This is a genomic window from Delftia sp. HK171 (assembly GCF_001886655.1).
GTDB lineage: Bacteria > Pseudomonadota > Gammaproteobacteria > Burkholderiales > Burkholderiaceae_C > Comamonas > Comamonas acidovorans.
This window is the reverse complement of sequence record NZ_CP018101.1, coordinates 3,587,021-3,612,324: the sequence shown is the minus strand read 5'-3', so window position 1 is coordinate 3,612,324 and position 25,304 is coordinate 3,587,021. Positions and strand designations below refer to the sequence as shown.

Annotated in this window: 23 protein-coding genes and 1 riboswitch; of the genes, 13 read left to right on the top strand and 10 right to left on the bottom strand. The window is 67.4% G+C overall.

The window, feature by feature from the left end:
• Positions 1 to 3 precede the first annotated feature (3 nt).
• Positions 4 to 975 carry a FecR domain-containing protein gene (locus BO996_RS16300; RefSeq protein WP_071955649.1) on the top strand — a complete coding sequence of 324 codons (972 nt, stop codon included), beginning with the start codon at positions 4 to 6 and terminating at the stop codon, positions 973 to 975.
• 47 nt (positions 976 to 1,022) lie between these two features.
• On the opposite strand, the gene BO996_RS16295 is transcribed toward BO996_RS16300, so the two are convergent.
• Both BO996_RS16295 and crcB read right to left on the bottom strand, forming a co-directional pair.
• Positions 1,023 to 1,580, bottom strand: a complete 558-nt coding sequence (locus tag BO996_RS16295) for an AAA family ATPase (RefSeq protein ID WP_071955647.1) — start codon at positions 1,578 to 1,580, stop codon at positions 1,023 to 1,025.
• 178 nt (positions 1,581 to 1,758) lie between these two features.
• Complete coding sequence (crcB, locus tag BO996_RS16290; protein WP_071955645.1) at positions 1,759 to 2,145, bottom strand: fluoride efflux transporter CrcB; 387 nt, start codon at positions 2,143 to 2,145, stop codon at positions 1,759 to 1,761.
• Positions 2,146 to 2,226: 81 nt separating this feature from the next.
• A riboswitch (Fluoride riboswitch) is annotated at positions 2,227 to 2,290 on the bottom strand.
• Positions 2,291 to 2,403: 113 nt separating this feature from the next.
• Between crcB and BO996_RS16285 the strand changes: the two genes are divergently transcribed.
• The 3 genes from BO996_RS16285 to BO996_RS16275 all read left to right on the top strand — a co-directional run bounded on the left by BO996_RS16285 (position 2,404) and on the right by BO996_RS16275 (position 4,900).
• A complete protein-coding gene (locus BO996_RS16285; protein WP_071955643.1) occupies positions 2,404 to 2,607 on the top strand; it encodes a hypothetical protein in 204 nt (67 codons plus the stop codon).
• Between the two features lie 107 nt (positions 2,608 to 2,714).
• Positions 2,715 to 3,245, top strand: coding sequence for a DUF4124 domain-containing protein (locus BO996_RS16280; protein ID WP_071957133.1), 531 nt, complete (start codon positions 2,715 to 2,717; stop codon positions 3,243 to 3,245).
• A gap of 638 nt (positions 3,246 to 3,883) precedes the next feature.
• Positions 3,884 to 4,900 (top strand): D-2-hydroxyacid dehydrogenase family protein, encoded by a 1,017-nt coding sequence (locus tag BO996_RS16275; protein WP_063326267.1) that lies wholly within the window; start codon positions 3,884 to 3,886, stop codon positions 4,898 to 4,900.
• Between the two features lie 45 nt (positions 4,901 to 4,945).
• On the opposite strand, the gene BO996_RS16270 is transcribed toward BO996_RS16275, so the two are convergent.
• The 3 genes from BO996_RS16270 to BO996_RS16260 are packed head-to-tail and all read right to left on the bottom strand — an operon-like array spanning position 4,946 to position 7,828.
• Positions 4,946 to 5,788 carry a hypothetical protein gene (locus BO996_RS16270; RefSeq protein WP_071955641.1) on the bottom strand — a complete coding sequence of 281 codons (843 nt, stop codon included), beginning with the start codon at positions 5,786 to 5,788 and terminating at the stop codon, positions 4,946 to 4,948.
• A 3-nt stretch (positions 5,789 to 5,791) separates the two neighbouring features.
• Positions 5,792 to 6,223, bottom strand: coding sequence for a DNA polymerase III subunit chi (locus BO996_RS16265; RefSeq protein WP_071955639.1), 432 nt, complete (start codon positions 6,221 to 6,223; stop codon positions 5,792 to 5,794).
• Between the two features lie 45 nt (positions 6,224 to 6,268).
• Positions 6,269 to 7,828, bottom strand: coding sequence for a leucyl aminopeptidase (locus BO996_RS16260; protein ID WP_071955636.1), 1,560 nt, complete (start codon positions 7,826 to 7,828; stop codon positions 6,269 to 6,271).
• Between the two features lie 23 nt (positions 7,829 to 7,851).
• Here BO996_RS16260 and lptF point away from each other — a divergent pair, with 23 nt between their 5' ends.
• The 8 genes from lptF to fauA all read left to right on the top strand — a co-directional run bounded on the left by lptF (position 7,852) and on the right by fauA (position 17,933).
• Positions 7,852 to 8,979: an LPS export ABC transporter permease LptF gene (gene lptF / locus BO996_RS16255; RefSeq protein WP_071955634.1), complete on the top strand. Its 1,128-nt coding sequence runs from the start codon at positions 7,852 to 7,854 to the stop codon at positions 8,977 to 8,979.
• The gene (gene lptG, locus BO996_RS16250) at positions 8,979 to 10,088 is read left to right on the top strand and encodes an LPS export ABC transporter permease LptG (protein WP_034393081.1); all 1,110 of its coding nucleotides are present in this window, start codon (positions 8,979 to 8,981) and stop codon (positions 10,086 to 10,088) included. Before lptF ends, lptG begins: the two co-directional genes overlap by 1 nt.
• Positions 10,089 to 10,098: 10 nt before the next feature.
• Positions 10,099 to 10,512 (top strand): sirohydrochlorin chelatase, encoded by a 414-nt coding sequence (locus BO996_RS16245; RefSeq protein ID WP_071955632.1) that lies wholly within the window; start codon positions 10,099 to 10,101, stop codon positions 10,510 to 10,512.
• Between the two features lie 64 nt (positions 10,513 to 10,576).
• Positions 10,577 to 11,518, top strand: a complete 942-nt coding sequence (locus BO996_RS16240) for a CysB family HTH-type transcriptional regulator (RefSeq protein ID WP_034398475.1) — start codon at positions 10,577 to 10,579, stop codon at positions 11,516 to 11,518.
• 58 nt (positions 11,519 to 11,576) lie between these two features.
• Positions 11,577 to 12,743 (top strand): pyridoxal phosphate-dependent aminotransferase, encoded by a 1,167-nt coding sequence (locus BO996_RS16235; protein WP_071955629.1) that lies wholly within the window; start codon positions 11,577 to 11,579, stop codon positions 12,741 to 12,743.
• 109 nt (positions 12,744 to 12,852) lie between these two features.
• Positions 12,853 to 14,547 (top strand): tannase/feruloyl esterase family alpha/beta hydrolase, encoded by a 1,695-nt coding sequence (locus BO996_RS16230; protein ID WP_071955627.1) that lies wholly within the window; start codon positions 12,853 to 12,855, stop codon positions 14,545 to 14,547.
• A 126-nt stretch (positions 14,548 to 14,673) separates the two neighbouring features.
• Positions 14,674 to 15,636 (top strand): helix-turn-helix transcriptional regulator, encoded by a 963-nt coding sequence (locus tag BO996_RS16225; RefSeq protein ID WP_071955625.1) that lies wholly within the window; start codon positions 14,674 to 14,676, stop codon positions 15,634 to 15,636.
• Between the two features lie 77 nt (positions 15,637 to 15,713).
• A complete protein-coding gene (gene fauA / locus BO996_RS16220) occupies positions 15,714 to 17,933 on the top strand; it encodes a TonB-dependent alcaligin siderophore receptor FauA (protein ID WP_232240336.1) in 2,220 nt (739 codons plus the stop codon).
• Here the strand turns inward: fauA and BO996_RS16215 are convergent.
• From BO996_RS16215 to BO996_RS16200, 4 genes are all read right to left on the bottom strand, one after another.
• Positions 17,930 to 19,201 (bottom strand): RhtX/FptX family siderophore transporter, encoded by a 1,272-nt coding sequence (locus BO996_RS16215; RefSeq protein ID WP_071955622.1) that lies wholly within the window; start codon positions 19,199 to 19,201, stop codon positions 17,930 to 17,932. The two genes, fauA and BO996_RS16215, sit on opposite strands and share 4 nt — an antisense overlap.
• A gap of 35 nt (positions 19,202 to 19,236) precedes the next feature.
• The gene (locus BO996_RS16210; RefSeq protein ID WP_013802629.1) at positions 19,237 to 19,647 is read right to left on the bottom strand and encodes a cupin domain-containing protein; all 411 of its coding nucleotides are present in this window, start codon (positions 19,645 to 19,647) and stop codon (positions 19,237 to 19,239) included.
• A 30-nt stretch (positions 19,648 to 19,677) separates the two neighbouring features.
• Entirely contained in the window at positions 19,678 to 21,846 is a 2,169-nt protein-coding gene (locus BO996_RS16205; protein WP_071955620.1) for a TonB-dependent siderophore receptor, read from the bottom strand.
• 172 nt (positions 21,847 to 22,018) lie between these two features.
• Complete coding sequence (locus BO996_RS16200; RefSeq protein ID WP_013802631.1) at positions 22,019 to 22,906, bottom strand: helix-turn-helix domain-containing protein; 888 nt, start codon at positions 22,904 to 22,906, stop codon at positions 22,019 to 22,021.
• A gap of 233 nt (positions 22,907 to 23,139) precedes the next feature.
• Between BO996_RS16200 and BO996_RS16195 the strand changes: the two genes are divergently transcribed.
• Positions 23,140 to 24,135 carry a Bug family tripartite tricarboxylate transporter substrate binding protein gene (locus BO996_RS16195; protein ID WP_071955618.1) on the top strand — a complete coding sequence of 332 codons (996 nt, stop codon included), beginning with the start codon at positions 23,140 to 23,142 and terminating at the stop codon, positions 24,133 to 24,135.
• Here BO996_RS16195 and BO996_RS16190 read toward each other — a convergent pair.
• Positions 24,071 to 25,300, bottom strand: a complete 1,230-nt coding sequence (locus BO996_RS16190) for an NAD(P)/FAD-dependent oxidoreductase (RefSeq protein WP_071957132.1) — start codon at positions 25,298 to 25,300, stop codon at positions 24,071 to 24,073. The two genes, BO996_RS16195 and BO996_RS16190, sit on opposite strands and share 65 nt — an antisense overlap.
• Positions 25,301 to 25,304: the final 4 nt, after the last annotated feature.

Genomic DNA, 25,304 nt, shown 5'->3' with positions numbered 1-25,304 from the left:
CACATGGGCGAGAGACACCTGGAAGGCAACGACCGCCGCGCCTTGCATGAGGCCGCCGCCTGGCACGTGAAACTGCGCGGCGCCTCTGCCACAGCGGGCCTGCAACAGGACTGGCAGAAATGGCATGAGGCCGATCCCGCCCACCAGCGCGCCTGGCTGCGCGTGCAATCCGTCACCGCGCAGCTGTCGCATCTGCCCGCCCCCCTGGCGCGCCAGGCGCTGGGCCGTCGCGCCTCGCCCACCCGCCGCTCCGTGATGCGCGGCGTGGCTCTGGGCCTGGGCAGCGGCGCCACGGCCTGGATGGCCTGGAAAGGCGCACCACTGGAAAGCTGGCAGGCCGACCAGCGTACAGCCACGGGCGAGCGCCGGGATCTGACGCTACCCGACGGCTCCCTGGTGGCCCTGGATACGGCCACCGCCTTGGACACCGTTTTCGACGACCGCCAGCGCCTGCTGCGCCTGCACCGTGGCCGCATCCTCGTCGCCACCGAGCCCGACGCGCTGGGCCGCCCCTTCAGCGTGCAGACCCCGCAAGGCCACGTACTGGCCCTGGGCACGCGCTTCACGGTCCATCTTGCGGACGATGGCCTGTGCCATGTCACCGTGCAGGAAAAGGCCGTGCGCCTGCAGCCTCTGGACAGCGATGCGCCCTCCGCACAATTGCAGGCCGGACAGCAGGCCGCCTTCTCGTCCAGCGCCACCCAGCCGCCCACGTCCGCAGACCCCTTTGCAGCCAGCTGGCGTGAAGGCGGCCTGGTCGCGCTGGACATGCCGTTGGGCCAGCTGATTGACGCCCTTGCCCGCTACCGGCCCGGCTACCTGGGCTGCTCGGCCGAGGTCGCCGGGATGCTTGTCTCGGGCGCCTTTCCCGTGGATGACACGGATCGCGCCCTGGCCGCGCTCGTCAGCCGCTTTCCTCTGCAACTGCGCACGCGCACCCGCTATTGGGTGGAGGTGCAAGCGCGATCAAGCTGAGATGGTGGGATGAGGCCGTGGCGAGGTCTCTTTTCCAGGCCGGCACTTCAGACAGGCGCGTACGGGTGACGCACCACGTCGAAGCCCTCCTCGTCGGAGGGCGCGACAAAGTAGCTCGTGATCAGATCGAATTGCTCATCGCTGGCCTGAAATGGATGCTCGCCTGCCGCATTGCGCACACGCAAGCGCTGCTTGCAGACCTCGTCAGGCACATCCAGAAAATGCAGGCGGTGCGAGGCGCCCACTTTCTCGAACACGCTGCGCGCCCACCCCCTCCCCTCCAGGGTATTGGCCGGAAAATCCAGCACCACCGACACGCCAGCGTCCAGCAGCGCCTGTACATGCGCCCCCATCAACCCCTTGAGCCGCGTGCTGCAACGCACGTAATCGGCCACCAACTGCATCTCACCGGGGTACAGGCCGGCCAGCCAGGAATCCTCGCTGACCAACACCGTTCCGGGCCCGGCCGCCAATTGCCGCGCTAGCGTTGACTTGCCCGAGCCGATCTTGCCGCAGACCATGTGCAGCGTGGCAAGCCGCGCGTTGGCGGCAGGGGCATCGGCATATTCTGCGCAACGGGGCTGGGACTGTTCGGAAACCTGCATATCCATCTCCTGAAAGGCTTGAGAAAACCCCGGAGACGGAATGAAAAAACCCGCCTCCTCTGGGCGGGTTGCATGGCGCTGAAGGCCGCTGGCTAACCCACCATCCAATGGATGGTGCGAATAATCTGCGTTGCGTTCAGGCGAGCCATGGCGCACAGCATAGCGCAATCACGGTGTCTCAATGGGCCACCATGCGCACCAGCCCCAACCCCGCAAACAGCGCGGCCACGCCAAGCACCAGCGAGCCCAACGCATACAGCACGGAGGCCAGCCAGTCGCCACGCTCATACAGCATGCCGACCTCCAGCGCGTACGTCGAAAACGTGGTGAAGCCACCCAGAATGCCCGTGGTGATGAACAGCCGCGCACTCTGCGGCAGCGATGTCTTGAGCGCAAACCACTCCACCACCACCCCCATCACGAAGGCACCCAGCACATTGATCGCCAACGTACCCAGTGGATACGCATTGCCCACCAGCCGCAGCGCGAGCAAGTTCGTGCCATGCCGGAGCGCAGACCCCAGGCCGCCTCCAACGAACACCAAAATGAAACCGTAGAACCCCATGACCGTCCTTTCATCGAATAACCGGGACGGGCGTGCCGGGCAGGATCAAGACATGGCCCCGCCACCGGCAGGACCCATCCCACCAAGGCAGGAGCCATCAGCCCTTCGCAGGGCGGTTTCGGGAAGCTCCATTCCCATCGTGCAGCGAGTGCTGGCTGCGGGGGCGAGTTTACTCTGGACCTGGCAAGCGGCAGAGGTGTGAGATTGCGTTGCAGACGCTGGCCGTACCCTCCAAATGACCAGCGGCACAATGCAACAATGAAATTCATCGTGCTCCTGATCATTGCAGCGGCCTTGCTGTACGGCACAGCAAGGCTTTCCAACATTCACATCGGTGAGCGCGCCGCAGGCGGCCATGACGGCACACCGACCACAGCACAAGAACGTTTCAGGCAAGCCGAGAAGGAGGCTCAGGAGACCGCTGAAGCAGCCCGCCGCGCTGCCCTGCGGGACGCCGAGTGAAGCGGGCCATTCGAACCAAGACGAAAGTTGCCAGGCATGCGGGTCAAAGGACTATTCTTCGTCTGTAATTCGATTCCGATCAGGCCCATCAATTCATCGATATGCATATGCGACTCTTGACCACAGCAATCTTTACAGCACTTTTCGCATTGCCTGCCGCAGCCCAGGTCTTTCAATGCAAGGATGCTTCTGGAAAGTCGACTTTCTCAGACAGTCCTTGCAGCAGCAATGACACTGGAGCTCTGATTCAGCGCAAAAAATCGGACGATGAGATCTCCCGTGAACGGGCTGATGCAGCACAGGCGAATGAACAAAAGTATCAGCGCCAGATGAACGAAATGCAGCAGCGCCAGATCGAGAGCCAGCAGCGTGTCATCGAGCAGCAGGCCCGCCAGACAACTGCTCCTGCGCCCGAGCAGCTCGGTGCGTCCCTTCAGTGCAAGCAGGCGCGCAAGGAGCTGGAATTCGTCTCCAGCATTCGCGCCATTTCCCAAGACGAAAAACGCATGCGGACCAATGCCGCTATCACGAGTGTCAATGCTGCATGCGGCTCAAATACGCCCCTGATGCAGGAGCCGCCGAAGGTGATTGTGACACCGGGAGTACCCCACTCCATTCAGCAACCAGTTTCTCAATGAGAACCAGGCACGGAACTGCCAGATATCAAGCGCAATCATGACTCCTCTCGCGCCACTCACCAGCGGGGGAACATGTTCAGGCATTCTCCCAATGCCACGCAGCCTCTTCAGACCGCCGCCAACCCGGTCTTCACCTACTTCGCCAACAGGCGGCCATCCACCAAGCCTTCTCGACATCGTCGTCGCCAAGACGTTCCAGTGTGTAAGCCACTGATACGGTTGCGCGGAGCCGACCTTGTCCTGCCTGCCTGCCTGCGTTCGTTGAATAAGCCACGGGGCGAGCGGAGCAAGATGCAGCTTGCCATTCGGAAGCAGCCTGTGCGGCTGGCATGGTGGGCCAACGGCCGCACTTCGCCGGCTTGAGCCTTTGCATCTGCGAGACTTCTGTAACGACAGGTCCAAGATTTGGTACTGACCGAAGCCTCCAGCCCCAGGTAGGCGCAAGCTTGAACGACAATGTGTTCGCCGGGCTTCAGGGCCTTGGCTGCGCGAGTCTCATAGAACCTTCAAGCAGCCCAGCTCAGGCAAGTGCCGACGATGCCGAAGACAGAGCGCAACGACAGATTAAAGTGTTTGCCGACAACATCTTTCGCGGCAAACCGGAGATAAATCAAAGGCTTATGACAGATTCACAGGCAATGAACATCATCATTCTTGACGACTACCAGGACGCCGTGCGCAAGCTGGACTGTGCTCGTCTGCTGGAGCCCTTCAACGCCAAGGTCTTCACCAATACCGTCAAGGGCGTTGGCCAGCTGTCGGTGCGGTTGCGCGATGCGGACATCATCGTGCTGACCCGCGAGCGCACGCAGATCAGCCGGCAGCTGCTGGAAAAGCTTCCGCGCCTGAAGCTGATCGCGCAGACCGGCAAGGCCGGCGCCCATATCGATGTGCAGGCCTGTACCGACCAGGGCGTTGCGATTGCCGAGGGCGTGGGCTCGCCCATTGCACCGGCCGAGCTGACCTGGTCGCTGATCATGGCGGCCACGCGGCGGCTGCCGCAGTACATCGCCAACCTCAAGCACGGCGCATGGCAGCAATCGGGCTTCAAGGCTGCGTCCATGCCTGCGAATTTCGGACTGGGCAGCGTGTTGCACGGGCGCACGCTGGGCATCTGGGGCTACGGCCGCATTGGACGGCTGGTCGCGCACTATGGCCATGCCTTCGGCATGCAGGTTCTGGTCTGGGGCAGCGAAAGCTCGCGCCAGAAGGCACAGGCCGATGGCTTTGCGGCTGCGGACTCGCGCGAGGCTTTCTTTACCGAATCCGACGTGCTGTCCATGCATCTGCGCCTGCATGAGGCCACACGCGGCATCGTCACGGCGCAGGATCTGGCACGCATGAAGCCGACCGCCCTGTTCGTGAACACCTCGCGCGCGGAGCTGGTGGAGGCCGATGCCCTGCTGGGTGCGCTCAACCGAGGCCGGCCGGGCCTGGCGGCCGTGGACGTGTTCGAGAGCGAGCCCATCCTCCAGGGCCATGCGCTGCTGCGGCTGGAGAACTGCATCTGCACGCCGCACATCGGCTACGTGGAGCAGGACAGCTACGAGCTGTACTTTCGCGCTGCCTTCGACAATGTGGTGAACTTCGTTGCGGGGCAGCCCAGCAACATCCTCAATCCCGAGGTGTTCTCAGGCCCGGCCCGCGCAGGCTGACGACCGATCAGGCGGGGGCTTGCGCCACCCGCCCTTGCCCTGCACTCAACGGCCGCCCTGGCCGGAGTCGCCACGTGCGGCCGTGGCGCGAAAGGCCAGTTCATCGGCCACCGCCTCATAGACGGCCTGGCGCACGACGGATTCCACCTCCTCGCGCAGACGCACGACGATGGACCGTGTCTGCTGCTGAACCACGGTGGCAATGGCGTCGCGCAGGCGCTGGTCCAGCACCAGGTCCACACGCTGCATGAGGCGATGGACCAGATATTCCTCGGTGACCTGCTGCGCATGGCTGTCCCAGATGGACTCCATGGTGGGGGCTGCCGGCATGGCAGGGGAAGCCGGCGTCGGCGCGGCAGCCGCCTCTGCCACGACAGCCTGCACCACCGGGACCACCAGGTCGGCAGGGACTACTTCCCCGGCCGGTGCCACGTCGCCCGCTGAAGCCACATCTGCCGCACCTGCAGCACCTGCCGCCTCAGCCGCATCAGCCACATCAGCCATTTCGGCTAGACGGCCTTCCTGGGCCAATTGCATTTCCACGGACGGGGCGCTGGGCGGCTGATAGTCCGAAAGCACGGGCTGCATTGCAGGTGTCGGGATTTCCTCGGGTGCAGCCTGCTCGGTGACCATGGGCCGCTGGGGCTCCAGGTCCTGCGGCAGCGGCGGCAGGGACGCAGGCAGGGTGACCACGCCACGCCGAGGCGCCAGCATGCCTTCGCTGGCCCAGGGCGTCGCTTCGTCCGTCAGCGGAAGTTCGGACACGGGGTGTGCCAGGGGTGCCGGGGGTTCGACCGCCTGAACCGGTGCCTGCACCGCATCCACCGCAACGACATCGGTGAGCGTGGGAACAAAGCGCGGTGGGGTTTTGGAGGGAGGAGCGCTCATGGCTTACTCCTTGAGGACCAGGTCATGGCGCTTGATGGAAATACCCTGGGCCGCATAGTGCTTCCAGCGCTGCCGGGCCAGGTAGCGGTCTTCCTCGTCGGTGGCGGAAACCACTTCGACGACACGCGCAAAGCGCTCGAACCCTTCGGGCACTTCGCCGCCCAGGTTGACCAGCATGTCGTGGTGCGGCGCGCCGTCCAGCCGCTCCAGCAAAACGATGGGCGAGAAGGCCATGATGTCTGCCCCATCGCCTTCGCCGGCATGTGCCAGGAAGTCGGTGGGCGAGACACTCCACAGCCTGGGCGACAAGGCCTTGAGCAGCGGCGGCGAGCCCAGCACCACCAGTTGCGTGCGGTGCCTGAGCGCCTTGCGCGCCAGACGGCAGACATAAGCCAGCTTGTCGGGCGCGTTGAAATGGAACGCCACTTCAGTCAAGCGATGCCCCCTTCAAACAGGTCCGGGCCGACGGGGACGATGCGCTCATGCCTGCTCCGGCTGAGCGGCAACTGCAGCCTTGCGGCGGCTGGCAGATCCTGCCTTGGCTGGCACAGGTTTCTTGGGTGCAGCAGCCTTGGCCTGCACCTTGCCAGCATCGATGCCGGCCAGCAGATAGTGCAGCAGCAGGCCCACGGGGCGGCCTGTACCGCCCTTGGCGGCGCCGCTCTTCCAGGCCGTGCCGGCGATGTCCAGGTGCGCCCAGGGAATGTCGCCCACAAAGCGCTGCAGGAACTTGGCTGCCGTGACTGCGCCACCCGCGCGGCCAGCCACATTGCCCATGTCGGCAAAATTGCTCTTGAGGCCTTCGCCGTACTCCTCGTCCAGCGGCATGCGCCAGCAGGGGTCCAGTGCCGCATCGCCGGCCTGCTCCAGCGCGCGGGCCAGTTCGTCGCTGGGCGAGAACATGCCGCTGCGCAGCCCGCCCAGGGCGATGACGCAGGCGCCGGTCAGCGTGGCGATGTCCACCATGGCGCGGGGCTTGAAGCGGGCGGCGTAGGTCAGCGCATCGCAGAGCACGAGACGGCCTTCGGCATCGGTGTTGAGGATTTCTATGGTCTGGCCGCTCATGCTGGTGACCACATCGCCCGGCTTGACGGCAGCGCCGCCGGGCATGTTCTCGGACGCCGGAATGAGGCCGACGACATTGACGGCCGGCTGCAGCCGGGCCAGCGCATGGAACACGCCCAGCACGCTGGCGGCGCCGCCCATGTCGAACTTCATCTCGTCCATTTCAGCGGCAGGCTTGAGCGAGATGCCGCCGGTATCGAAAGTGATGCCCTTGCCGACCAGCACCACGGGCGCGGCGCCCTTGGTGCCGCCGTTGTAGTGCAGTTCGATGAAGCGCAGCGGCTGCTCCGATCCCTGGGCCACGGCCATGAAGGCGCCCATGCCGAGCTTGGCGACTTCGGCGGGGCCGTGGATCTTGCAGCTGATGCCGGGCAGCTTGGCCAGGGCGCGGGCCGCGTCAGCCAGCAAGGTGGGCGTGGCGTGGTTGGCGGGGCGATTGGCCCATTCGCGTGCCAGGGTCATGCCTTCGGCCTGGGCCACGGCGGTCTTGAAAGCGTCGGCAACGCCATTCTTGTCGCCCGCCTTGACGGCTGTGGCAATCACCAGCTTCTTGAGCGCCACGGGCTTGGCCTGCGGCTTAGTGTGGGTATAGCTGTAGCAGGCATCGGCCGCCGCCAGAACGGCGGCAGCAACGGCAGGACCTGCCGCATCGAAGCCAAAGCACAGCAAGGCCTTGCCAACACCGGTGGCCTTGAGCGCGGCACCTGCGCCGGCCACGGCCTGGCGCACTTCCCGTGCCGAGCCGTTGCCCGCGCCCAGCAGCACGACGCGGCGTGCAGCGACGGCTGGCAGGCCGTACAGTGCCAGCTGCTTGCCGGCTGCCGTTTCGAAATCTCCGGCCTTGACCGCGTGTGCGACCAGGGTGGACAGCGCGTCGCTGCCCGTGACCGTGGCTTCGGTCACCAGCACCAACAACAGGTCACACTTTTCACGTACTGCTGCGGCAGTCGTCAACGGCTTCAGTTCAAAGTTCATAATCGGCGTTTTCCTTTCAGCCAATGTTATTCGATTCATCCATACGCAAAGAGCTGGCCCGCAGCTTCGGTGCCACGGTCGTGGTGCTGATCACGGTCGTCATGACCATGATGCTGATCCGCACGCTGGGCCAGGCTTACAAGGGCAATGTCAGCCCTTCCGACGTTCTGCTGGTCATGGGCTATACGGTGCTTGGCCAGTTGCCCACGATTTTGGGCCTGGGGCTTTTCGTGGCCGTGGTCGGCTCGCTGTCGCGCATGTACCGCGACAGCGAGATGGTGATCTGGTTCGCCGCAGGCCAGGGGCTGGCCAGCCTGCTGCGCCCGCTGCTGCGCTTTGCCTGGCCGGTGCTGGCAGTGATCGCCGTGCTGGGCCTGGGCATCCTGCCCTGGGCCAACCAGCAGATCGAGCAGATCAAGACCCAGTTCGAGCAGCGCAGCGACATCGACCGCATCGCTCCCGGCGAGTTCCAGGAGTCTGCCGGCGGCTCGCGCGTGTTCTTCATCGACAAGGACGTGCCCAGCGCCACCGCTGCCAACAATGTGTTCATCGTGGCCAATGAGCGCGGGCGAGAGTCCGTGACCTCGGCGCGCGGCGCGCGGCTGGAAGTGATCAATGGCGAGCGAATGGCCGTGCTGACCGACGGCCAGCGCATGGAAACGCAGACCAGCGACGGCTCGGTGAAGATCAGCGAGTTCAAGGAATACGGCACGCAGCTCGGCAGCGGCAGCAATCTGGCCGCCGCCGAGGAAATGGCCGCGCGCAGCACGTACACGCATGAGCTGCTGCCGCGCACCGAACCCATCTACCGCGCCGAGCTGGGCTGGCGCATAGGCCTGCCGCTGGCGGCGCTGAACTTCGTGATCCTGGGCCTGGCCGTGGCCAGCGTGAACCCGCGCGCGGGCGGCAGCGGCAGCCTCATGCTCGCGCTGTTCGCCTTCATCGTGTACTACAACCTGATGACGCTGGGCGAGAACTGGGTGGCCTCGGGCAAGCTGAGCATGCCCGCCATGACGGCCCTGCTGCACGGTGGAACATTGCTGCTGGCACTGCTGGTGCTGCTGGCACGGCACAAGCGCTGGTCGCCCCGCGACCTGTGGCGCAGGCCCTGCAAGCCGGCTGCCCTGGACGACGCAAAGGCGGTGCCCTGATGAGAGTTCTGAGAAACCTGCTGTACCGCGACATCATCGCGGCCGTCAGCTATGTGACGCTGGCCTTCCTGGCGCTGTTCTTCTTCTTCGATCTGGTCGATGAGCTGCGCTGGGTCGGGCGCGGCGGCGACAACGGCTACCAGATCACGCACGCCCTGCTCTTCGTGGTGCTGCGCATCCCCAGCCACCTGTACGAGCTGATGCCCATCACCGTGCTGATCGGCACCATCTACGTGATGGCGCGCTTTGCCCAGAGCTCGGAATTCACCATCATGCGCACCAGCGGCATGGGCCCCTGGCTGGCGCTGCGCACGCTGATGGTGCTGGGCCTGGGTTTTGTGCTGGCCACCTTCGGCACGGGCGACTACCTGGCGCCGGCGGCCGAGAACGCGGGCCAGAACATCCGCGCCATCCACCTGGCCCAGCTGTCGCGCGGCGCCACGGGTGCCTGGCTCAAGGAACGCCAGGGCGATCACTCCATCGCCATCAACGTGCGCGCCATCCGCGGGCCCGGTGATTTCTCCAATGTGCGCATCTTCGACTTTGACGGCCAGGGCCGCATCTCGGCCCAGATCCATGCGCAGGCGGCGCAGGTCAGCGAGGATGGCGAATCCTGGACGCTCCAGGGCGTTGAGGCCAGCCGCCTGAAGGCCAAGGCCGACGGAGGCATGGTGCTGCTGCGCGAGAAAGAGGACAGCTTGGTCTGGAAGACCGGCATCAGCGCCGAAATGGTCTCGGCTGCGCTGCTCAAGCCTGACCGCATGTCCACCATTTCGCTGTTCCAGTACGTGCGCCACCTGGAGGCCAACGGCCAGGCCGCGCAGAAGTACGAGATCGAGTTCTGGCGCAAGGTCTTCTACCCCATGAGTTGCCTGGTGATGGTGGTGCTGGCCCTGCCCTTTGCCTATCTGCATTTCCGCTCGGGCGGCATCGCAGCCTATGTGTTCGGCGGTGTGATGGCCGGCATCAGCTTCTTCCTGCTGAACAACGTGTTCGGCTACATCGGCACGCTGCAGACCTGGTCGCCCTGGCTGACCGCTGCGGCGCCGGGCCTGCTCTACAGCCTTCTTTCATTGACTGCCTTCACCTGGCTGGTGCTGCGCCGCTAGGTCCTTTGCCATGCAAAACGACACAACAGCGGCCGGCAGTGCCGGCCTGATCCTGCTGGCCCACGGCTCCCGCGACGCCCTGTGGCGCCAGCCCATCGAGGCCGTGCTCGGCGCCGTCCGGCAAACGCGGCCCCACGGCCTGGCTGCATGCGCCTACCTGGAAGCCTGTGCGCCCGACCTGCTCACCGCCGCGCGCGGGCTGGTCGAGGCGGGCGCCACGCGCATCACCGTGCTGCCCCTGTTCCTGGGCACGGGCAAGCATGCGCGCGAGGACATCCCCAAGCTGGTGCAGGAGATCCGCGACACCCACCCACAGGTGGCCGTGGAACTGGAGCCTGCCGTGGGCGAGCATCCGCGTGTCACGGCCCTGCTGGCAGAGCTGGCGTTGGCGGCCATGGAGCCTTCCGGCAGTTCAGGAAGCTGAAATAACGAATCGCTTCTTTATATAAATGCAGCATAATGGCGCGCTGCACCCAGCTGTCACCGCCATGAACCTGCACCAATTCCGATTCGTCCAAGAAGCGGCGCGCCGCAACCTCAACCTCACCGAGGCGGCCAAGGCCCTGCACACCTCGCAGCCCGGCGTCTCCAAGGCCATCATCGAGCTGGAGGAGGAGCTGGGCATCGACATCTTCGCGCGCCACGGCAAGCGCCTCAAGCGCATCACCGAGCCCGGCCTGGAGGTGCTCAAGAGCATCGAACTCATCATGCGCGAGATCGGCAACCTCAAGCGCATCGGCGAGCAGTACAGCGCCCAGGACAGCGGCACGCTGTCGATTGCCACCACCCACACCCAGGCCCGCTACGTGCTGCCGCCCGCCGTGGCACGGCTGCGCGACCTGTATCCCAAGGTCACCATCAGCCTGCACCAGGCCACGCCGGCCGAGGTGGCGCGCATGGTCATCGACGAAATCGCCGACATCGGCATGGCCACCGAGTCCCTGGCCGACTACCCCGATCTCGTCACCCTGCCCTGCTACGAATGGCAGCATGTGCTGGTCATGCCCACGGGCCATCCGCTGGCGCAGAAAGAGCGCATCACGCTGGACGACATCGCCCATGAGTCGCTGATCACCTACCACCCCTCGTTCACCGGGCGCGGCAAGATCGACCAGGCCTTCGCCACGCGCCGGCTGCGTCCGCGCATCGTGCTGGAGGCCATTGACTCCGACGTGATCAAGACCTATGTGCGCCTGGGCCTGGGCATCGGCATCGTGGCCGAGATGGCCATGCGCGACGATCCGGTCAACGACCTCGTGGTGCGCCCCATGGGCCATCTGTTCGGCCAGAGCGTGGCGCGCGTGGCCATCAAGCGCGGCGCCTATCTGCGCAACTTCGTCTACCGCTTCGCAGAACTGCTCAGCGACCGCCTGACGCGCGACCTGATCATGCGCGCCATGAGCGGCCACGTGCACGACTACGAACTCTGATCCTCCGCCCCACCGGGCCCGCAGTGCGGGCCCGTTCCCGTTTTCCGCTGCCTCCGCCATGACCTCTGCCACGCCCCGCACGCCCGCCTTCCCCAGCCGCCTGCCCCATGTGGGCACGACCATCTTCACCACCATGTCGGCGCTGGCCGCCGAGCACCAGGCGGTGAACCTGGGCCAGGGCTTCCCCGACTTCGGCTGCGACCCCAGGCTGGTCGATGCCGTCACGGCCGCCATGCAGGCCGGCCACAACCAGTACCCGCCCATGCCCGGCCTGCCGCAGCTGCGCCAGGCCATGGCCGACAAGATGGAGGCGCTGTACGGTCGCCGCTACGACGCGGCCACCGAGATCACGGTCACGGCCGGCGCCACGCAGGCCATCCTCACCGCCATCCTGGCCACCGTGCATGCGGGCGATGAGGTCATCGTGCTCGACCCCTGCTACGACAGCTACGTGCCCAATATCGAGCTGGCCGGCGGCGTGCCCGTGCGCGTGCCGCTGACGCCGGGCAGCTTCAAGCCCGACTTCGCCAAAATTGCCGCCGCCATCACGCCGCGCACACGGCTTTTGATCATCAACAGCCCGCACAACCCCAGCGCCACCATCTGGAGCGATGCGGAGATGCTGCAGCTGCAGGAGCTGCTGGCGCCCACCGACGTGCTGCTGATCAGCGACGAGGTCTACGAGCACATGGTCTACGACGGCCGCCAGCACCAGAGCGCCGCGCGCTTTGCAGGCCTGGCGGCGCGCGCCTTCATCGTCTCCAGCTTCGGCAAGACCTACCATGTCACGGGCTGGAAGGTGGGCACCGTCGCCGCGCCGGCCGCGCTCACGGCCGAGTTCCGCAAGGTCCACCAGTTCAACGTCTTCACCGTCAACACGCCCATGCAGGCGGGCCTGGCCAGCTACATGGCCGACCCTGCGCCCTACCTGCAGCTGCCCGCCTTCTACCAGGCCAAGCGCGACCTGTTCTGCCAGGGCCTGGAAGGCTCGCGCCTGCGCCTGCTGCCCACGGCGGGGACCTACTTCGTCTGCGCCGACATCTCGGCCGTGTCGGACCTGGACGAAGCCGCGTTCTGCCAGTGGCTGGTCCGAGAGCATGGCGTGGCGGCCATCCCGCTGTCGGCCTTCTATGGCGACGGCTTCGACCAGCGCGTGGTGCGCTTTTGCTTTGCCAAGCAAGACAGCACGCTGCGCGCGGCGTTGGAGCGGCTGCGCAAACTCTGAAGCCGGGCGCGGGGCAGCGCGCGCCCACGCCGGGTTGTCCCGTCATCCTCTGAGATGACATGGCCCCTCCGTCCCTGGTCTTACGCTCGGGCGACAGGAGACACAAGCCATGCGAACAGACCACGCCCCACGCGCCTTGCGGCGCGTTTTTCCATCCACGGCCGTCTTTGCCGCATCCCTGCTCATGGCGGGCTGCGGCGGTGGCAGCAGCCCCACTTTGGCCGATGCCGCAACGCCGGCGGCCGCCTGCGCCGACCTGCCTGACAGGGCAGGCCTTGCGGCCACCCGGCTGTCCACCAGCTATGTGCCGCCCGACACCCGCAGGCCGGGCGGCGCCAGCACCGGCGCGCTGCTGCCCGGGCACTGCGTAGTCACCGGCGCCATCAACCCGCGCGTGGGCGTGGACGGCAAGAACTACGCCATCGGGTTCCAGCTCAGCCTGCCGGACCAATGGAACGGCCGGTTTCTCTTCATAGGTGGCGGTGGCAACGACGGCATCCTGCGCGACACCTCGCTGAGCTCCAGCATCTCAGGCGCAACGCCTTCGCCCTTGGGCCAGGGCTTTGCGGTGGTCTCCACCGACGCGGGCCACACCGGCACCACGGCCAGCTTCGGTGCCGACCCTCAGGCCCGGCTGGACCACGCCTACAACGCCTACGACAAGACCGCCGTGGCGGCCAAATCGCTGATCTCCACGCGCTACGGGCGCACGCCTGAGCACTCCTATTTTTCAGGCTGCTCGGGTGGCGGGCGGCAGGGCATGGTGTTCTCGCAGCGCTTTCCCGACTACTTCGACGCCATCACGGCCGGTGCCCCTGCCATGCGGGTATCGAGCGGCGCCACGGTGGCCGCGATGTGGAACACCATCGAGTTCGATGCCATCGCGCCGGCCGACAGCAGCGGCCGGCGCATCCTCTCCCGGGCCTTCAGCAACGAGGACCTGAACCTGGTGGCCAAGGCCGTGACCGCCTCCTGCGATGCGGCCGACGGCGTGGCCGATGGCATGGTGAACCACGTCAAGGCCTGCCATTTCGACCCCGGCATGCTGCAGTGCGGCGGCGCCAAGACCGGCAGTTGCCTGAGCAGCGGACAGGTGAACGCGCTCAGAAACGTGTTTGCCGGGCCGCGCAACTCGGCAGGCCAGGCACTGTATGCGGGCCAGCCGTGGGATCCGGGCCTGGCAGCGCCGGGCTGGCGCACCTGGACACTGGGCAGCTCCACCACCGCCACGCCGGATTCGCGCTACATCACGCTGATCGTGGATGCGCTGGTCAACGAATTCCTCACTCCGCCAGACCTGGGCTTCAACCCGCTGGCCTTCAACTTCGACACCGACCCGGCGCGCATGCAGGCCTACTCGGCCATCTATGACACCTACCGGGATGACCGGCTCACGGCCTTCCGGCAGCACGGCGGCAAGATGCTCTTCATCCACGGCATGTCCGACCCCATCTTCTCGGCGCTGGACACGCTGGACTACTACGAGCGCCTGGCTGCCAACAACGGAGGCATGCAGGCCACGCAGGACTTTGCGCGTACCTTCCTCGTACCGGGCATGAACCATTGCTCGGGCGGCCCGGCCACGGACAGCTTCGACTCCATACAGGCCATGGTCGACTGGGTGGAGAAAGGCATCGCCCCGGACACCATCGCCGCCAGGGCCCTGCCGTCCAGCGCGGACTTTCCGCAGCGCACGCGCCCGCTGTGCCCGTATCCGAAGATTGCCAGGTACAGGTTCGAGGGCGCAGCCGCCGGCACGGGCAATGTGGAGGATGCGGCCAGCTTTGTCTGCGCCCTGCCCTGAGCCTGCGCATCTGCGGGCTGGACGCCACAGGGCGTGGCCGCCGCAGGGCCGAAGCAAGCCTGCAGCGATAATGAGAAGCGTTCACTGCAGCGAGCGCTTCCTGCCACCGCCTTTCCGCCTCCGCCCATGCCCGCCCCTTCCCAGCGCTACACCACGGCACAGCTCGACGCCATGCGCCAGCGCCACGGTTTCAGCGTGCGCTTTCTCTCCACCGTCTCCGAAAACGATTGCATCTTCGAAGGCCAGGTGCAGGAGCACCAACTGCCTTCGGGCCTGCAGCTGGTCAGCTCCGACATCCGCATCAACCATGGCTATGAATCCACATCCGAGCATCCACGGCGCTTCACCGCCGTGGTCCTGCTGGACGGCCAGGCCGAGCTGCAGCTGCCCGGCGCCCGCAAGGCCCTGAGCGTGACGCGCCATGCCGCAGCGGCATTCTCCTGCGGCGACACCGAGGTGCTCAAAGCCACCCATGCGGCAGGCCAGACGGTGCGCGGCTTCAACCTGTCCATCGAGGCACCCGAGGCCTGCGCCGATGCCGAACTGGCCGAGCTGCTGCACCATGCCCTGCGGCAGTCCAGCCCGCCGCTGCATGCCTGGTCGCTGCCCGAGCATCTGGCGGTGTCGCTGCGCCAGCTGCTCGATGGTGTCTGGAGCGGCAGCCTGGCCCGGCTGCACCGCGAAGGCATTGCGCTGCAGGTGCTGGCCTGCGCGCTGCAGGCACATGCGCAGCCGCGGCCTGCGCCCTCGCCGCGCATCCATCCCCGGGACAGGCGCGGCCTGGAGCGCGTGCGCGAGTGCATGGATGCAGCGCCGGGCCAGGCGCACAGCCTGGACGACCTGGCGCGCCTGGCCTGCATGAGCCCGACCACGCTGCGCGAGAAATTCCAGGCCGCCTACGGCCAGACCGTGTTCGGCTGGCTGCGCGAGCGCCGCATGCAATTGGCGCGCGAACGGCTGGCACAGGGCTGGAGCGTGCAGGAAGCGGCCGACTGCGTGGGCTTTCAGCACGCCAGCAATTTCGCCACGGCCTTTCGCCAGCGCTTCGGCCACGCACCCAGCCAAGGCAGCCTGCGTCGCAAACCATAGGACTGGCGTCGCCGGGAACAGGCGGCGGCGGCTCACATTTCCCACAATCCGGGCTCACGCCCAGGACCATGGAAATGATGAGCATTCGCATTCAAAACCCCGCCCCGCGACACCCCCAAGGCGCGCGGACCCCGCTGTCCCTGCTGATCTGTGCCCTTTGCGCAGCCCCTGCGCCAGCAGTCTGGGCCGCCGACGAGGACAGACCCCCTGCCAGGAAAGGCGACACCGAACTGGGCACCGTCACCGTGCGCGCCGCCGCCGATGCGGGCATCACCGAAGGCACGGCGCGCTATACCAGCGGCGCCACAGGCACGGCCACGGGCCTGCAGCTGTCGGCGCGCGAGACACCGCAGTCGGTCAGCGTGATCACGCGCCAGCTCATGGACGATGCAGGCCAGCTCACGGTCTCGCAGACGCTGGAGGCCTCCGCGCCCGGCCTGTCGGTCAGCCGCAGCGACAGCAACCGCTACCAGTTCTCGTCGCGCGGCTTTGGCATCAGCAACTTCCAGTTCGACGGGCTGGCCTCGCCCATCAACAGCCTGTGGAACTTCGGCGCCACCGACATGGACACCGCCTTCTACGACCGCGTGGAGATCGTGCGCGGCGCCACGGGCCTGCTCAATGGCTCGGGCGATCCGTCGGCCACGGTGAACTTCGTGCGCAAGCAGCCGCGCGAGACGGCGGGCGGCCATGCATCGCTGACGCTGGGCCGCTGGAACCTGCGCCGCGCCGAGGCCGATCTGTCCCTGCCACTGGACCGCGAAGGCCGCGTGCATGGCCGCGTCGTGGCCGTGCAATCGGACAGCGACAGCTACGTCAGCCACTTCGGCCAGCGCAGGCAGGGCCTGTACGCCGTGGTCAGCGCGGCCCTGACGCCCGCCACGCGGCTCGTGACCAGCCTCGAATACCAGGAAAACACCAGCCCCGGTATGGGCGCCGGCTTTCCGCTGTTCTATGCGGACGGCAGCCGCACGGACTTCGACCGCTCGGTGTCCAACAACACGCGCTGGTCGCATTTCGGCACCGAGAACACCACGGCCACGCTGGACCTGACGCACCGCCTGGACAACCGCTGGCTGCTGCGCGCCGCCTACAGCCGCAACGAAGGCAACTACGACATGCGCTACGTCTACCGGGGCGGCGCGCCGGACGCCAGCACCGGCCTGGGCATGGCCAACTCCTTCATCAAATACCGGGGCGACCGCTCGCGCGACAGCCTGCACCTCACGGCCAGCGGCCCGGTCGCGCTGTTCGGGCGCCAGCACGAGATTGCCGTGGGTTGGAACCATGTGCGCGACGACATCGACATCCGCCGCTACGCACCGCTGGGCACGCCGCCTGCCACGGACAACTTCCTCGACTGGCGCAACGGCAGCCTGGCCGAGCCGGGCTGGTCCGACGTCTCCAACGGCGGCGACGACAGCCGCATGCGCCAAAGCGGCGGCTATGCCGTGGGGCGTTTCTCGCTGGCCGATGGCTGGACGGCAGTGGCCGGCGCCCGCCTGAGCCGCTGGTCCACGCGCCAGAACTACTTCGGCAGCCTGCGCGACTACCGCTACAGCAACGAAATCACGCCCTACGCCGGCCTGCTGTGGGACATCGATGCCCGGCACACGGCCTACCTGAGCTACACGGAAATCTTCACGCCCCAGAACTACCGCGACAAGCAAGGCAGCATCCTGGACCCCGTCACCGGCCAGGCCTTCGAGCTGGGCCTCAAGGGCTCCTGGCTGCAGGACCGGCTGCAGGGTTCTGCCGCGCTGTTCCAGACCCGCCAGGACAACCTGGCGCAGGACACGGGCGAATTCATCGACGGCACCACGGACCAGAAGGCCTACCGGGGAGTCAAGGGCGCGCAGGTGCGCGGCATCGATCTGGAACTCAGCGGCGAGCCGGCTCGGGGCTGGCGCATGGGCGCCAGCTACACGCACTACACGGCACGCAGCGCCAGCGGCGCCGCCTTCAACACCACGCACCCGCGCAGCCTGGTCAAGCTCACGGCCATGCGCAGCTTCGAGGGTGCGCTGCAGGGCCTGAGCCTGGGCGGCAACCTGCGCTGGCAAAGCCGCATCTGGCAGAACGTGGCCAACCCGCTGCGCCAGAGCGTGCAGGTCGGCCAGGGCAGCTACCTGGTGGTCAACCTCTCGGCCCACTACCGCATCGACCCCACCTGGTCCGCCAGCGTGCAGCTCAACAACCTGCTGGACCGCCAGTACTACAGCCAGATCGGCTTCTACAACCAGGGCTGGTGGGGCGAGCCACGCAATCTGACGGTGAGCCTGAAGGCGGATTTCTAGGAGGACTTCGCCACCGGATCGGCGCTGGCATCGGCAACGATGCTTTGCGCTCCACCCTGGCGCCCCAGCATGCGCCAGCAGACGGCCAGCGTCACCGCCGCAGCCAGCAATCCAGCAGCAAAGCCACCGCCGTAGCCTACGGCCGCCGCCAGCGATGTCACCAGGGTGGAGGCCAGAATCTCCCCCGTGTCGCGGGCGCTTTGCACGGCTGTCATGTCGGTGCCGGCCTGCGGGCCGGCACCGGCAAAGCGCATGGCCAGCGTCATCACGGCCACCGAAGATGCACCCGTTCCAAACGCCCCCAGCGCCTGGGCAGCAAAGGCAGTGCCCATGTCCAGCGGCAGCAGGCCTGCGGCCAGGGCCATCCAGCCCAGCGCCGAGGCGGCGCAGGCCGCCAGCCCGCAGGCCAGCGCCGGCCTGGCGCCCAGCCGTGCCACCAGCCAGGCACCACCGCCACAGCCCAACAGCACGGTCACCGCACCGCCCGCCATGCCCACGCGCCCCACGGCCTCGACCGGCCAGCCTGCATCCACGAGAAACAGCTTGGCCAGGCCAAAGCCGCTGACGGCCGTGATGGACGACAGCACGGCTGCAGCCACCAGCGGCCAGGCGCCGGAGCGCTGCACAAAGGCCTTGAGACGGGCTGGCGACCGGCGAACGCCCGGCCGGCTGCGCAGGCCCTGCAGCGCAGCCGGCTCACGCCACAGCGCCACCAGCAGCAGGCTGAAGGCCACGGGCAGGCACAGGGCCGCCAGCGCCAGACGCTGTCCCAGCAAGCCCGCCAGCACCATGCTGCCGGCCCCGCCCACAAAGAAGCCCACCATGGTGCCGCCCACCTGCAGCGCATTGGCGCCAGCCAGACCACGGCCCCTGAAATGCTCGGCCACCAGCCCGTCCGTGGCAATGTCCTGCGTGGCACTGGCCAGGGAACCCAGGGCCGCCAGCGCCACGATGGCCGGCGCCGTCTGCAGCGTGATGCCCAGCGCAGCCGATGCCGCCAGACACAGCAGCACCAGGGCCTGCATGGGCAGGATCCAGCTGCGACGGCGCCCCAGGCGGGCCGACCACCGGTTGTCCACGCGTGTGGCCCACAGGAATTTCAGCACCCAGGGCAGGCCCACCAGGGGCAGGAAGGCCAACGCCCCCAGCTGGGCGCCCTCGCTGCGCAGCAGTGTGGGCACGGCGTCCATGGCCAGGCCCAGGGGCATGCCCTGGGTCAGGTACAGGCCGGCGACCATCAGCCAGGTGTGCAGGTCCGGCTGCGACATCGCAGGGGCGCTGTCCGCATCGTGCAGGGGCGGGCTCATGGCTGCACCTTCTCGTGCTCGCTGCCACGCGCGGGCGTGATGAACATCAGGCGGCCCGGCTGCACCGCTTCCAGCCGGTGCCAGCAGCCGCGCGGCACCACCAGCATCTGGCCTGCCGAGAGTTCCAGAACCGGAGCCTCCTCCCCGCGCCGCTGCGGGCGCAGCAGCACACGCACTTCGCCGTCCAGCAGGCACAGCACTTCGTCGCCGACGGGATGGCGCTCCCAGTGCCCGTCATGCAGCGAGGCACCGTCGCTGAAAGGCTTGATGCCAATGATCCAGTCGCTGGCCGGGTCCAGCTTTTCGTGCGGGCCCAGCACGCGCACCTGCGAAGGGGCGCACAGGCCGATGAGGTGGCTGGCCTGCGCCAGCGGCCGGGCGATGAGGGAATGGGCGTTCTTGTCCATGGTGTGTTCCATCGATGGTGAAGCGGGTTCTCAGAACTCGGCGCGCAGGCTGAGCGTGGCGCTGCGCGGCTCGCCATAGCGGTTGTTCCAGCCCGTGCCGGACAGGCTCTGGTAGTAGCGGCGGTCCGTCAGGTTGTCCACCTGCAGGGCCGCCGTGAGCTGGCGGTTGATGCGCCAGCCCAGGCGCAGGCTGGCCAGCGCGTAGCCGCCCTGCCGCAGCGTCACGCCCTGCGCCTGGTTGTAGAAGTCGCTTTGCGCGCGCAGGCCCAGGCCGATGCTGAAGCGGCGCTCTGCCACCGGCACCTGGTAGCTGGCCCACAGGCGCAGGATGTGGCGCGGCGTGAAGCTGGCGAAGGGCAGGCCCTGGTTCTGCGCGTCCTGCAGGTACTGCGTGCGGTTCCAGGTGTAGGAGGCGCTCAGGCGCAAGTCGCGGTGGGGCTGGCCTTCGATCTCGGCCTCCAGCCCTCGGCTGCGCACCTCGCCGGTGGCGATGTACCAGCAGGCATTGCCCACGCAGGGATGGGCCGGATCGGCCTGGGCACGGTTCTTCTGCCGGATCTCGAACAGCGCCAGGCCCAGGTTCAGGCGGCCGCCCAGCAGTGCGCCCTTGATGCCGGCCTCCAGGTTGTTGCCCTGTACCGGGTCCAGCAGTTCACCGGCATAGGTGTAGCTGCTCTGCGGCTGGAGGATGCGCGCATGGCTGGCATAGGCGTTCCACTGCGGGCCGAGTGCGTACACCAGGCCTGCATAGGGGGTGAACTGCGTGCCCATGCGCGTGCGCACGCGGCTGGCGGCTCCGCCTGCGCCGCCCGTCTCTTGCTCCCAGCGCGTGAAACGCCCGCCCAGCACCAGCTTCAAGGGGTCGGCCAGCTGCAGCCGCGCCATGCCGTACAGGCCGCTTTGCCGCGTCTCGGTGGGGCCGCGCGTTGCGTAGCTGCCGACCAGGGGCAGCGGCACGCCGTGCGGATTCCAGTTCCAGACATCGACCGGGCTTTGCGGCAGATTGAGGATGGAGGCGGCCCATTGCGTGCTGCGCGTGCGCTGGTGGTTGAAGCCGGCCAGCAGCTCGTGCGTGCGGCCCCACAGCTGCACCGGGCCGCTGGCAAAGGCATCCACACTGGTCTGGCTGTCGTCGAAGCGGTAGGCCGCACCCGTGAGGCGCCCGCCCAGGCCCGTGGCGGGATTGACAGCGCCGTTGGCCCCGGCATAGAGCAGCTCGGAATCGCCGGAGAGGTGATTGAGGTTGAGCTTGGCCTGCCACCCGTTGCTCCAGACATGCTCGACGCCGGCAAAGCTGCGCGTGGTGTTCCAGTCGAAGCGGTCCCAGGCCGCGTCCAGATAGGTGCTGCGCGGCAGGCCCACATCGCGGCCGTCTGCATAGAAAGGCACGCCCGCCATGTTGGTGGTGGAGCGTATGCGCTGATGGTGCACCCCGGCGTGCACCGTGGCGCCGGGCGCCAGGTCCAGCTCGGCAATGGCGTAGAGATTGCCGGTGCGCTCGCCAGCCACGTCGTAGAAGAAGTCACGCTCCTCCTGCGTGGCCACCACGCGGGCACGCAGGCTGCCCGAGGCATTGAGCGGGCCGCCGACATCGGCCTCGGCGCGACGCCGGCCCCAGCTGCCCAGGGTCAGCCCCGCGCTGCCGGCAAACTCCCGCGTGGGCCGCTTGGGCACGAGGTTGACCGTGGCGGCAGGGTTGCCCGTGCCATGCAGCAGGCCTGCGGCGCCGCGCACGATCTCCACGCGCTCGTACATGGCCATGTCCATGCGCGGGCTGGCCGTGTTGCCCATGAGAATGGGCACGCCGTCCTGCTGGAACGAATCGATCTTGAAGCCGCGCTGGTAGTAGCCCGTGGTCAGCAGCTGGAAGGGCTGCACGGTGACACCGGGGGCGTTCTGCATCACGTCGTCCAGGCTGTAGAGGTTTTGTTCGCGCATGCGCTCCTGCCCGATCACCGTGACCGACTGGGCGATTTCCTGCAGGCTCTGGCCCAGCTTGTCCACGCCCGTGCCGGTGACTGCGCTGGCGCGGACCGTGATCCCTGGCAGTGCGGCTGTTTCAGGCGCGCTGCCTGCATCAACCGCCTGCGTCTCGGCATGCAGCCGGGCCGATCCGCCCGTGGCAAAGGCCAGGCACAGGGCCAGCGGCAAGGGGCGCAACACCAGGGGCCGCGCCGCCTTCATTGACGATGAATCCATCACTCCTCCCGAATTTCAAATGAGAACCAATCTCATCCAAATTCTGAAAGACGTGGGCAGCGTCCATGCGCGATTGCGTCACGGCCTGCCGCGATCCCGGCACGATCACGGCAAAATCACGGCACGATTGCAGCGCTGCAAAGCGGCAGCGGAGCCTGACCTGGGATGGAGACTATCCGCGCCGCAAGGCGCTGGGCAGCACGCCATGGTGGCGCTGGAAGACCTTGCTGAAATGCGAGGGGCTGTAGCCGCTGAGCGCGGCCGCCTGGGCCACATCCATCCGCGCAGAGGCCAGCAGCTCGTAGGCGCGCGCCATGCGCTGGGCCTGCAGCCATTCGGCCACCGTGCAGCCAAAGCACTGGCGAAAGCCCTGGGTGAGCTTGTTCACGTTAAGCCCCACCTCACGCGCCAGAGCGCGCAGGCCCGGTGGATCATCCAGGCGCTCGCGCAGCAGCTGCGCCGCACGCTCCAGTTGCTGGCGTCCGCGCCCGGACAGGTCTTCTTCCCCGGGCCGGGGCATGCACAGGGCCAGCAGCTCCAGCCCCTTGCCCGCCAGATAGAGCTGGCGCGCCGCGCCCTGCAGCGGACAGTGCAGGATCTGCTGCGCCACCGCGCGCTGGGCGGCACTGGCCTGGGCATCGCGGATGAGCGAGCCGCAGGCGCCGGATGCACCGGAATCTCCAGGAGCGCCTGCCTCCATCGCATCGGCCAGCCCCTGCGGCGTCAGGCCCAGGCTGGACGCCAGGCCCGACATGGGCAGGCTGGCCGACACGTACTCCAGATCCGAGCCCTGCTCCATGCCATGCAGCACGTCATGGGGTGCATCGCGCAGGCGCAGATGTACGGAGGGACCGCACAGCCGCACGGGCGCCGAGCGTTCCAGCTGGTAGCTGATGCTGCCGGACAGCACCAGCACGAGCTTGACCCCGGCCTGCTCGCTCTCGCTGAACCACTGCGTGCGGTCAAAGCGCAGCCGGCCTGCCGACAGGCTGAGCATGGGCGTGGGCATTTGAACGGCGCCGCCGGGGGAAGAAGCAGGAAGGGTGCGGTCCTTTTTCATGGGCGGGTCCGGGCAGCTTGCGCCGTGGTGGCAGGGATCATGAGGGGCGCATGTTAATGCAATCCATTCTCATTTGCTAAGCAAGGCCGAACAGGTCATTCGCCCGCCGCATGACGTCCTGCCAAAACATTGATTGACGTCAAGACAGCCACCGCCCAGCATTGGCCCGCCTGAAAAATCCGCCGCTGGCCCCAGCCGCTGCGCCACCAGAACATCGACAAGGAGACATCCCCATGCCCCGTACCCTTTCACGCAAGCAATTCCTGCGCGCTGCCGCGCTGCTTGGCGCCACTACGCTGCTGCCCCTGCCCCAGGCCTGGGCGGATGCCTACCCGGCCCGGCCCGTCAAGCTGGTCGTGCCCTTCGCCCCTGGCGGCAATACCGATGTGCTGGCGCGCATGGTGGCGCAGGGCCTGTCCGAGTCGCTGGGCCAGCCCGTGATCGTGGAAAACATCTCCGGCGCCAACGGCTCCATCGGCGCCAGCCGCGTGGCTTCGGCGGCCAATGATGGCTACACGCTGCTGTTCGGCACGGCCGGCACCCAGGCCATCAACCAGAGCCTGTACAAGAACCTGAGCGAGAAGAGCCTGGGCGATTTCGAGTACGTGGCCCTGGTGACCACCATTCCCAATGTGCTGGTCGTCAACGAGACGCGCACGCCCGCCAGGACGGTGAAGGACCTGGTGGCACGCGCCGCCGCGCAAAAGACCGGCATGAGCTATGGCTCGCCGGGCAGCGGCTCCACGGTCCACCTGTCGGGCGAGCTGTTCAAGAGCGCCACCCAGCTGGACATGGTGCATGTGCCCTACAAGGGCAGCGCGCCGGCCCTGACCGACCTGCTGGGCGGCCAGATCGATTTCATCTTCGAGAACGTGACGCCCGCCCTGCCCTTCGTGCAGTCGGGCAAGCTCAAGGCCCTGGCCGTGACCTCGGAGCAGCGCCTGCCCGCCCTGCCCGATGTGCCGACCATGAAGGAAAGCGGCTACCCCACCTTCGTGACCGGCACCTGGAACGGCGTGCTGGCACCCAAGGGCACGCCGGCCGCCATCGTCAAGCGCCTGGAAGAGGCCACGCTCAAGGTGGCGGGCCATGCCGACTTCAAGTCCAAGGTGACGGCGCTGGGCGGCGAAGTGCGCCTGCTGGACTCCAAGGCCTTCCGCGAATTCACGCGGGCCGAGTACCAGCGCTGGAATGCGATCGTGCAGACGGCGAAGCTGGAGCGGCAATAACGTCGGCTCCGGCCCCCGCCTCCGGCGCCCGCTGGCGGCGGGCCCAGAACGTCTCGTTCGCCCAGCGCTGCTCCAGCGCGTAGTAGTGCTGGTGATGGGTACGGTACGCAGCGCGTATCGTGCCGATCCACGCACTCCAGGACTGCAGCGCATCGGCATCGCCCGCCAGGCTGCGGCGCACGGCCTGGGCGGCCTCGCTGCCCGTGACCAGGCTGTTGAGCAGGCCCTGCGATGCCAGGGGATCGAAGGACAGGCCTGCATCGCCCACGGCCAGCCAGTCCGGCCCGCTGGCTGCATCAAGCCATTGTTCGTGGGCGGCGGCCACGCGCAGCGGCTCCAGCAGCCGGCTGCCCCGGCTGCGCGCGCCCACCAGGGCCGTGTGATGTGCCATTTCCAACAGATCGGCCGTGCTGCGCAGGCGCCGGGCTTCAGGCAGATCGATGTCGGTCTGCCAGGCAATCACGCAACTGCCATCGGGCAGGTCGGCGCTGTACCACCAGCCTTCGGCATCCGACTCGATCATGGTGGTGCCTGCATGCTCATGCGATGGCGGCTCCACCCAGGCGTGAAAGCAGACCAGGCGGCCACCACGGTGGACCTGGGCGCCAGCCTGCCGGGCCACGCGGGCCGCGCGGCCCGTGGCATCGACCACGATGCGGCAGGACAGCTCCAACGGGCCGTGCGCCGGGTCGCCCTGCGCCCTGTCGATCAGGCAGCGCCAGCGCATGGGTGCGCCTGGCGGCTGGCGCTGCAGGCTGCGCAGCGTGGCGGGCACCAGGCAGGGCACGCCACGGCTGCGCGCAGCCTCCAGCAGCATGGCGTCGAAGCGCTTTCGGTCCAGGTGCCAGCCCGCGCCATGCGGGTCGAACAGCGCGTCCTGAAAGATGACCTCGGAGCTTCCCCACAATGACCGCCGCGACCAGGCAGGACGGTGGCCCTGTGCCGCGAACGCATCCCACACGCCCAGGTCGGACAGAATCACCCGGGCCGCAGCGGGCAGGGTTTCGCCAATGGCCCGCCCAGCCTGCACGGCGCGTCCTACCAGCGCCACGCGACAGTGCCCTGCCAGTTGCGCGGCAACGGCCGCGCCCGCCGGCCCTGCGCCCACGACGAGCACATCCAGTTCCTCCGGCAGCGGCGCGGCGGCCATGGCGTGCGACGGCATGGCC

Excerpts from the sequence above, each read along its gene's own strand:
- fauA (WP_232240336.1), top strand. The coding sequence starts at position 15,714 with ATGAGCATTCGCATTCAAAACCCCGCCCCGCGACACCCCCAAGGCGCG.
- BO996_RS16225 (WP_071955625.1), top strand. The coding sequence starts at position 14,674 with ATGCCCGCCCCTTCCCAGCGCTACACCACGGCACAGCTCGACGCCATG.
- BO996_RS16240 (WP_034398475.1), top strand. The coding sequence starts at position 10,577 with ATGAACCTGCACCAATTCCGATTCGTCCAAGAAGCGGCGCGCCGCAAC.
- BO996_RS16230 (WP_071955627.1), top strand. The coding sequence starts at position 12,853 with ATGCGAACAGACCACGCCCCACGCGCCTTGCGGCGCGTTTTTCCATCC.
- lptF (WP_071955634.1), top strand. The coding sequence starts at position 7,852 with ATGTTATTCGATTCATCCATACGCAAAGAGCTGGCCCGCAGCTTCGGT.
- BO996_RS16215 (WP_071955622.1), bottom strand. The coding sequence starts at position 19,201 with ATGTCGCAGCCGGACCTGCACACCTGGCTGATGGTCGCCGGCCTGTAC.
- crcB (WP_071955645.1), bottom strand. The coding sequence starts at position 2,145 with ATGGGGTTCTACGGTTTCATTTTGGTGTTCGTTGGAGGCGGCCTGGGG.
- BO996_RS16280 (WP_071957133.1), top strand. The coding sequence starts at position 2,715 with ATGCGACTCTTGACCACAGCAATCTTTACAGCACTTTTCGCATTGCCT.
- lptG (WP_034393081.1), top strand. The coding sequence starts at position 8,979 with ATGAGAGTTCTGAGAAACCTGCTGTACCGCGACATCATCGCGGCCGTC.
- BO996_RS16275 (WP_063326267.1), top strand. The coding sequence starts at position 3,884 with ATGAACATCATCATTCTTGACGACTACCAGGACGCCGTGCGCAAGCTG.
- BO996_RS16205 (WP_071955620.1), bottom strand. The coding sequence starts at position 21,846 with ATGGATTCATCGTCAATGAAGGCGGCGCGGCCCCTGGTGTTGCGCCCC.
- BO996_RS16200 (WP_013802631.1), bottom strand. The coding sequence starts at position 22,906 with ATGAAAAAGGACCGCACCCTTCCTGCTTCTTCCCCCGGCGGCGCCGTT.
- BO996_RS16285 (WP_071955643.1), top strand. The coding sequence starts at position 2,404 with ATGAAATTCATCGTGCTCCTGATCATTGCAGCGGCCTTGCTGTACGGC.
- BO996_RS16300 (WP_071955649.1), top strand. The coding sequence starts at position 4 with ATGGGCGAGAGACACCTGGAAGGCAACGACCGCCGCGCCTTGCATGAG.
- BO996_RS16245 (WP_071955632.1), top strand. The coding sequence starts at position 10,099 with ATGCAAAACGACACAACAGCGGCCGGCAGTGCCGGCCTGATCCTGCTG.
- BO996_RS16210 (WP_013802629.1), bottom strand. The coding sequence starts at position 19,647 with ATGGACAAGAACGCCCATTCCCTCATCGCCCGGCCGCTGGCGCAGGCC.
- BO996_RS16260 (WP_071955636.1), bottom strand. The coding sequence starts at position 7,828 with ATGAACTTTGAACTGAAGCCGTTGACGACTGCCGCAGCAGTACGTGAA.
- BO996_RS16195 (WP_071955618.1), top strand. The coding sequence starts at position 23,140 with ATGCCCCGTACCCTTTCACGCAAGCAATTCCTGCGCGCTGCCGCGCTG.
- BO996_RS16235 (WP_071955629.1), top strand. The coding sequence starts at position 11,577 with ATGACCTCTGCCACGCCCCGCACGCCCGCCTTCCCCAGCCGCCTGCCC.
- BO996_RS16190 (WP_071957132.1), bottom strand. The coding sequence starts at position 25,300 with ATGCCGTCGCACGCCATGGCCGCCGCGCCGCTGCCGGAGGAACTGGAT.
- BO996_RS16295 (WP_071955647.1), bottom strand. The coding sequence starts at position 1,580 with ATGCAGGTTTCCGAACAGTCCCAGCCCCGTTGCGCAGAATATGCCGAT.
- BO996_RS16270 (WP_071955641.1), bottom strand. The coding sequence starts at position 5,788 with ATGAGCGCTCCTCCCTCCAAAACCCCACCGCGCTTTGTTCCCACGCTC.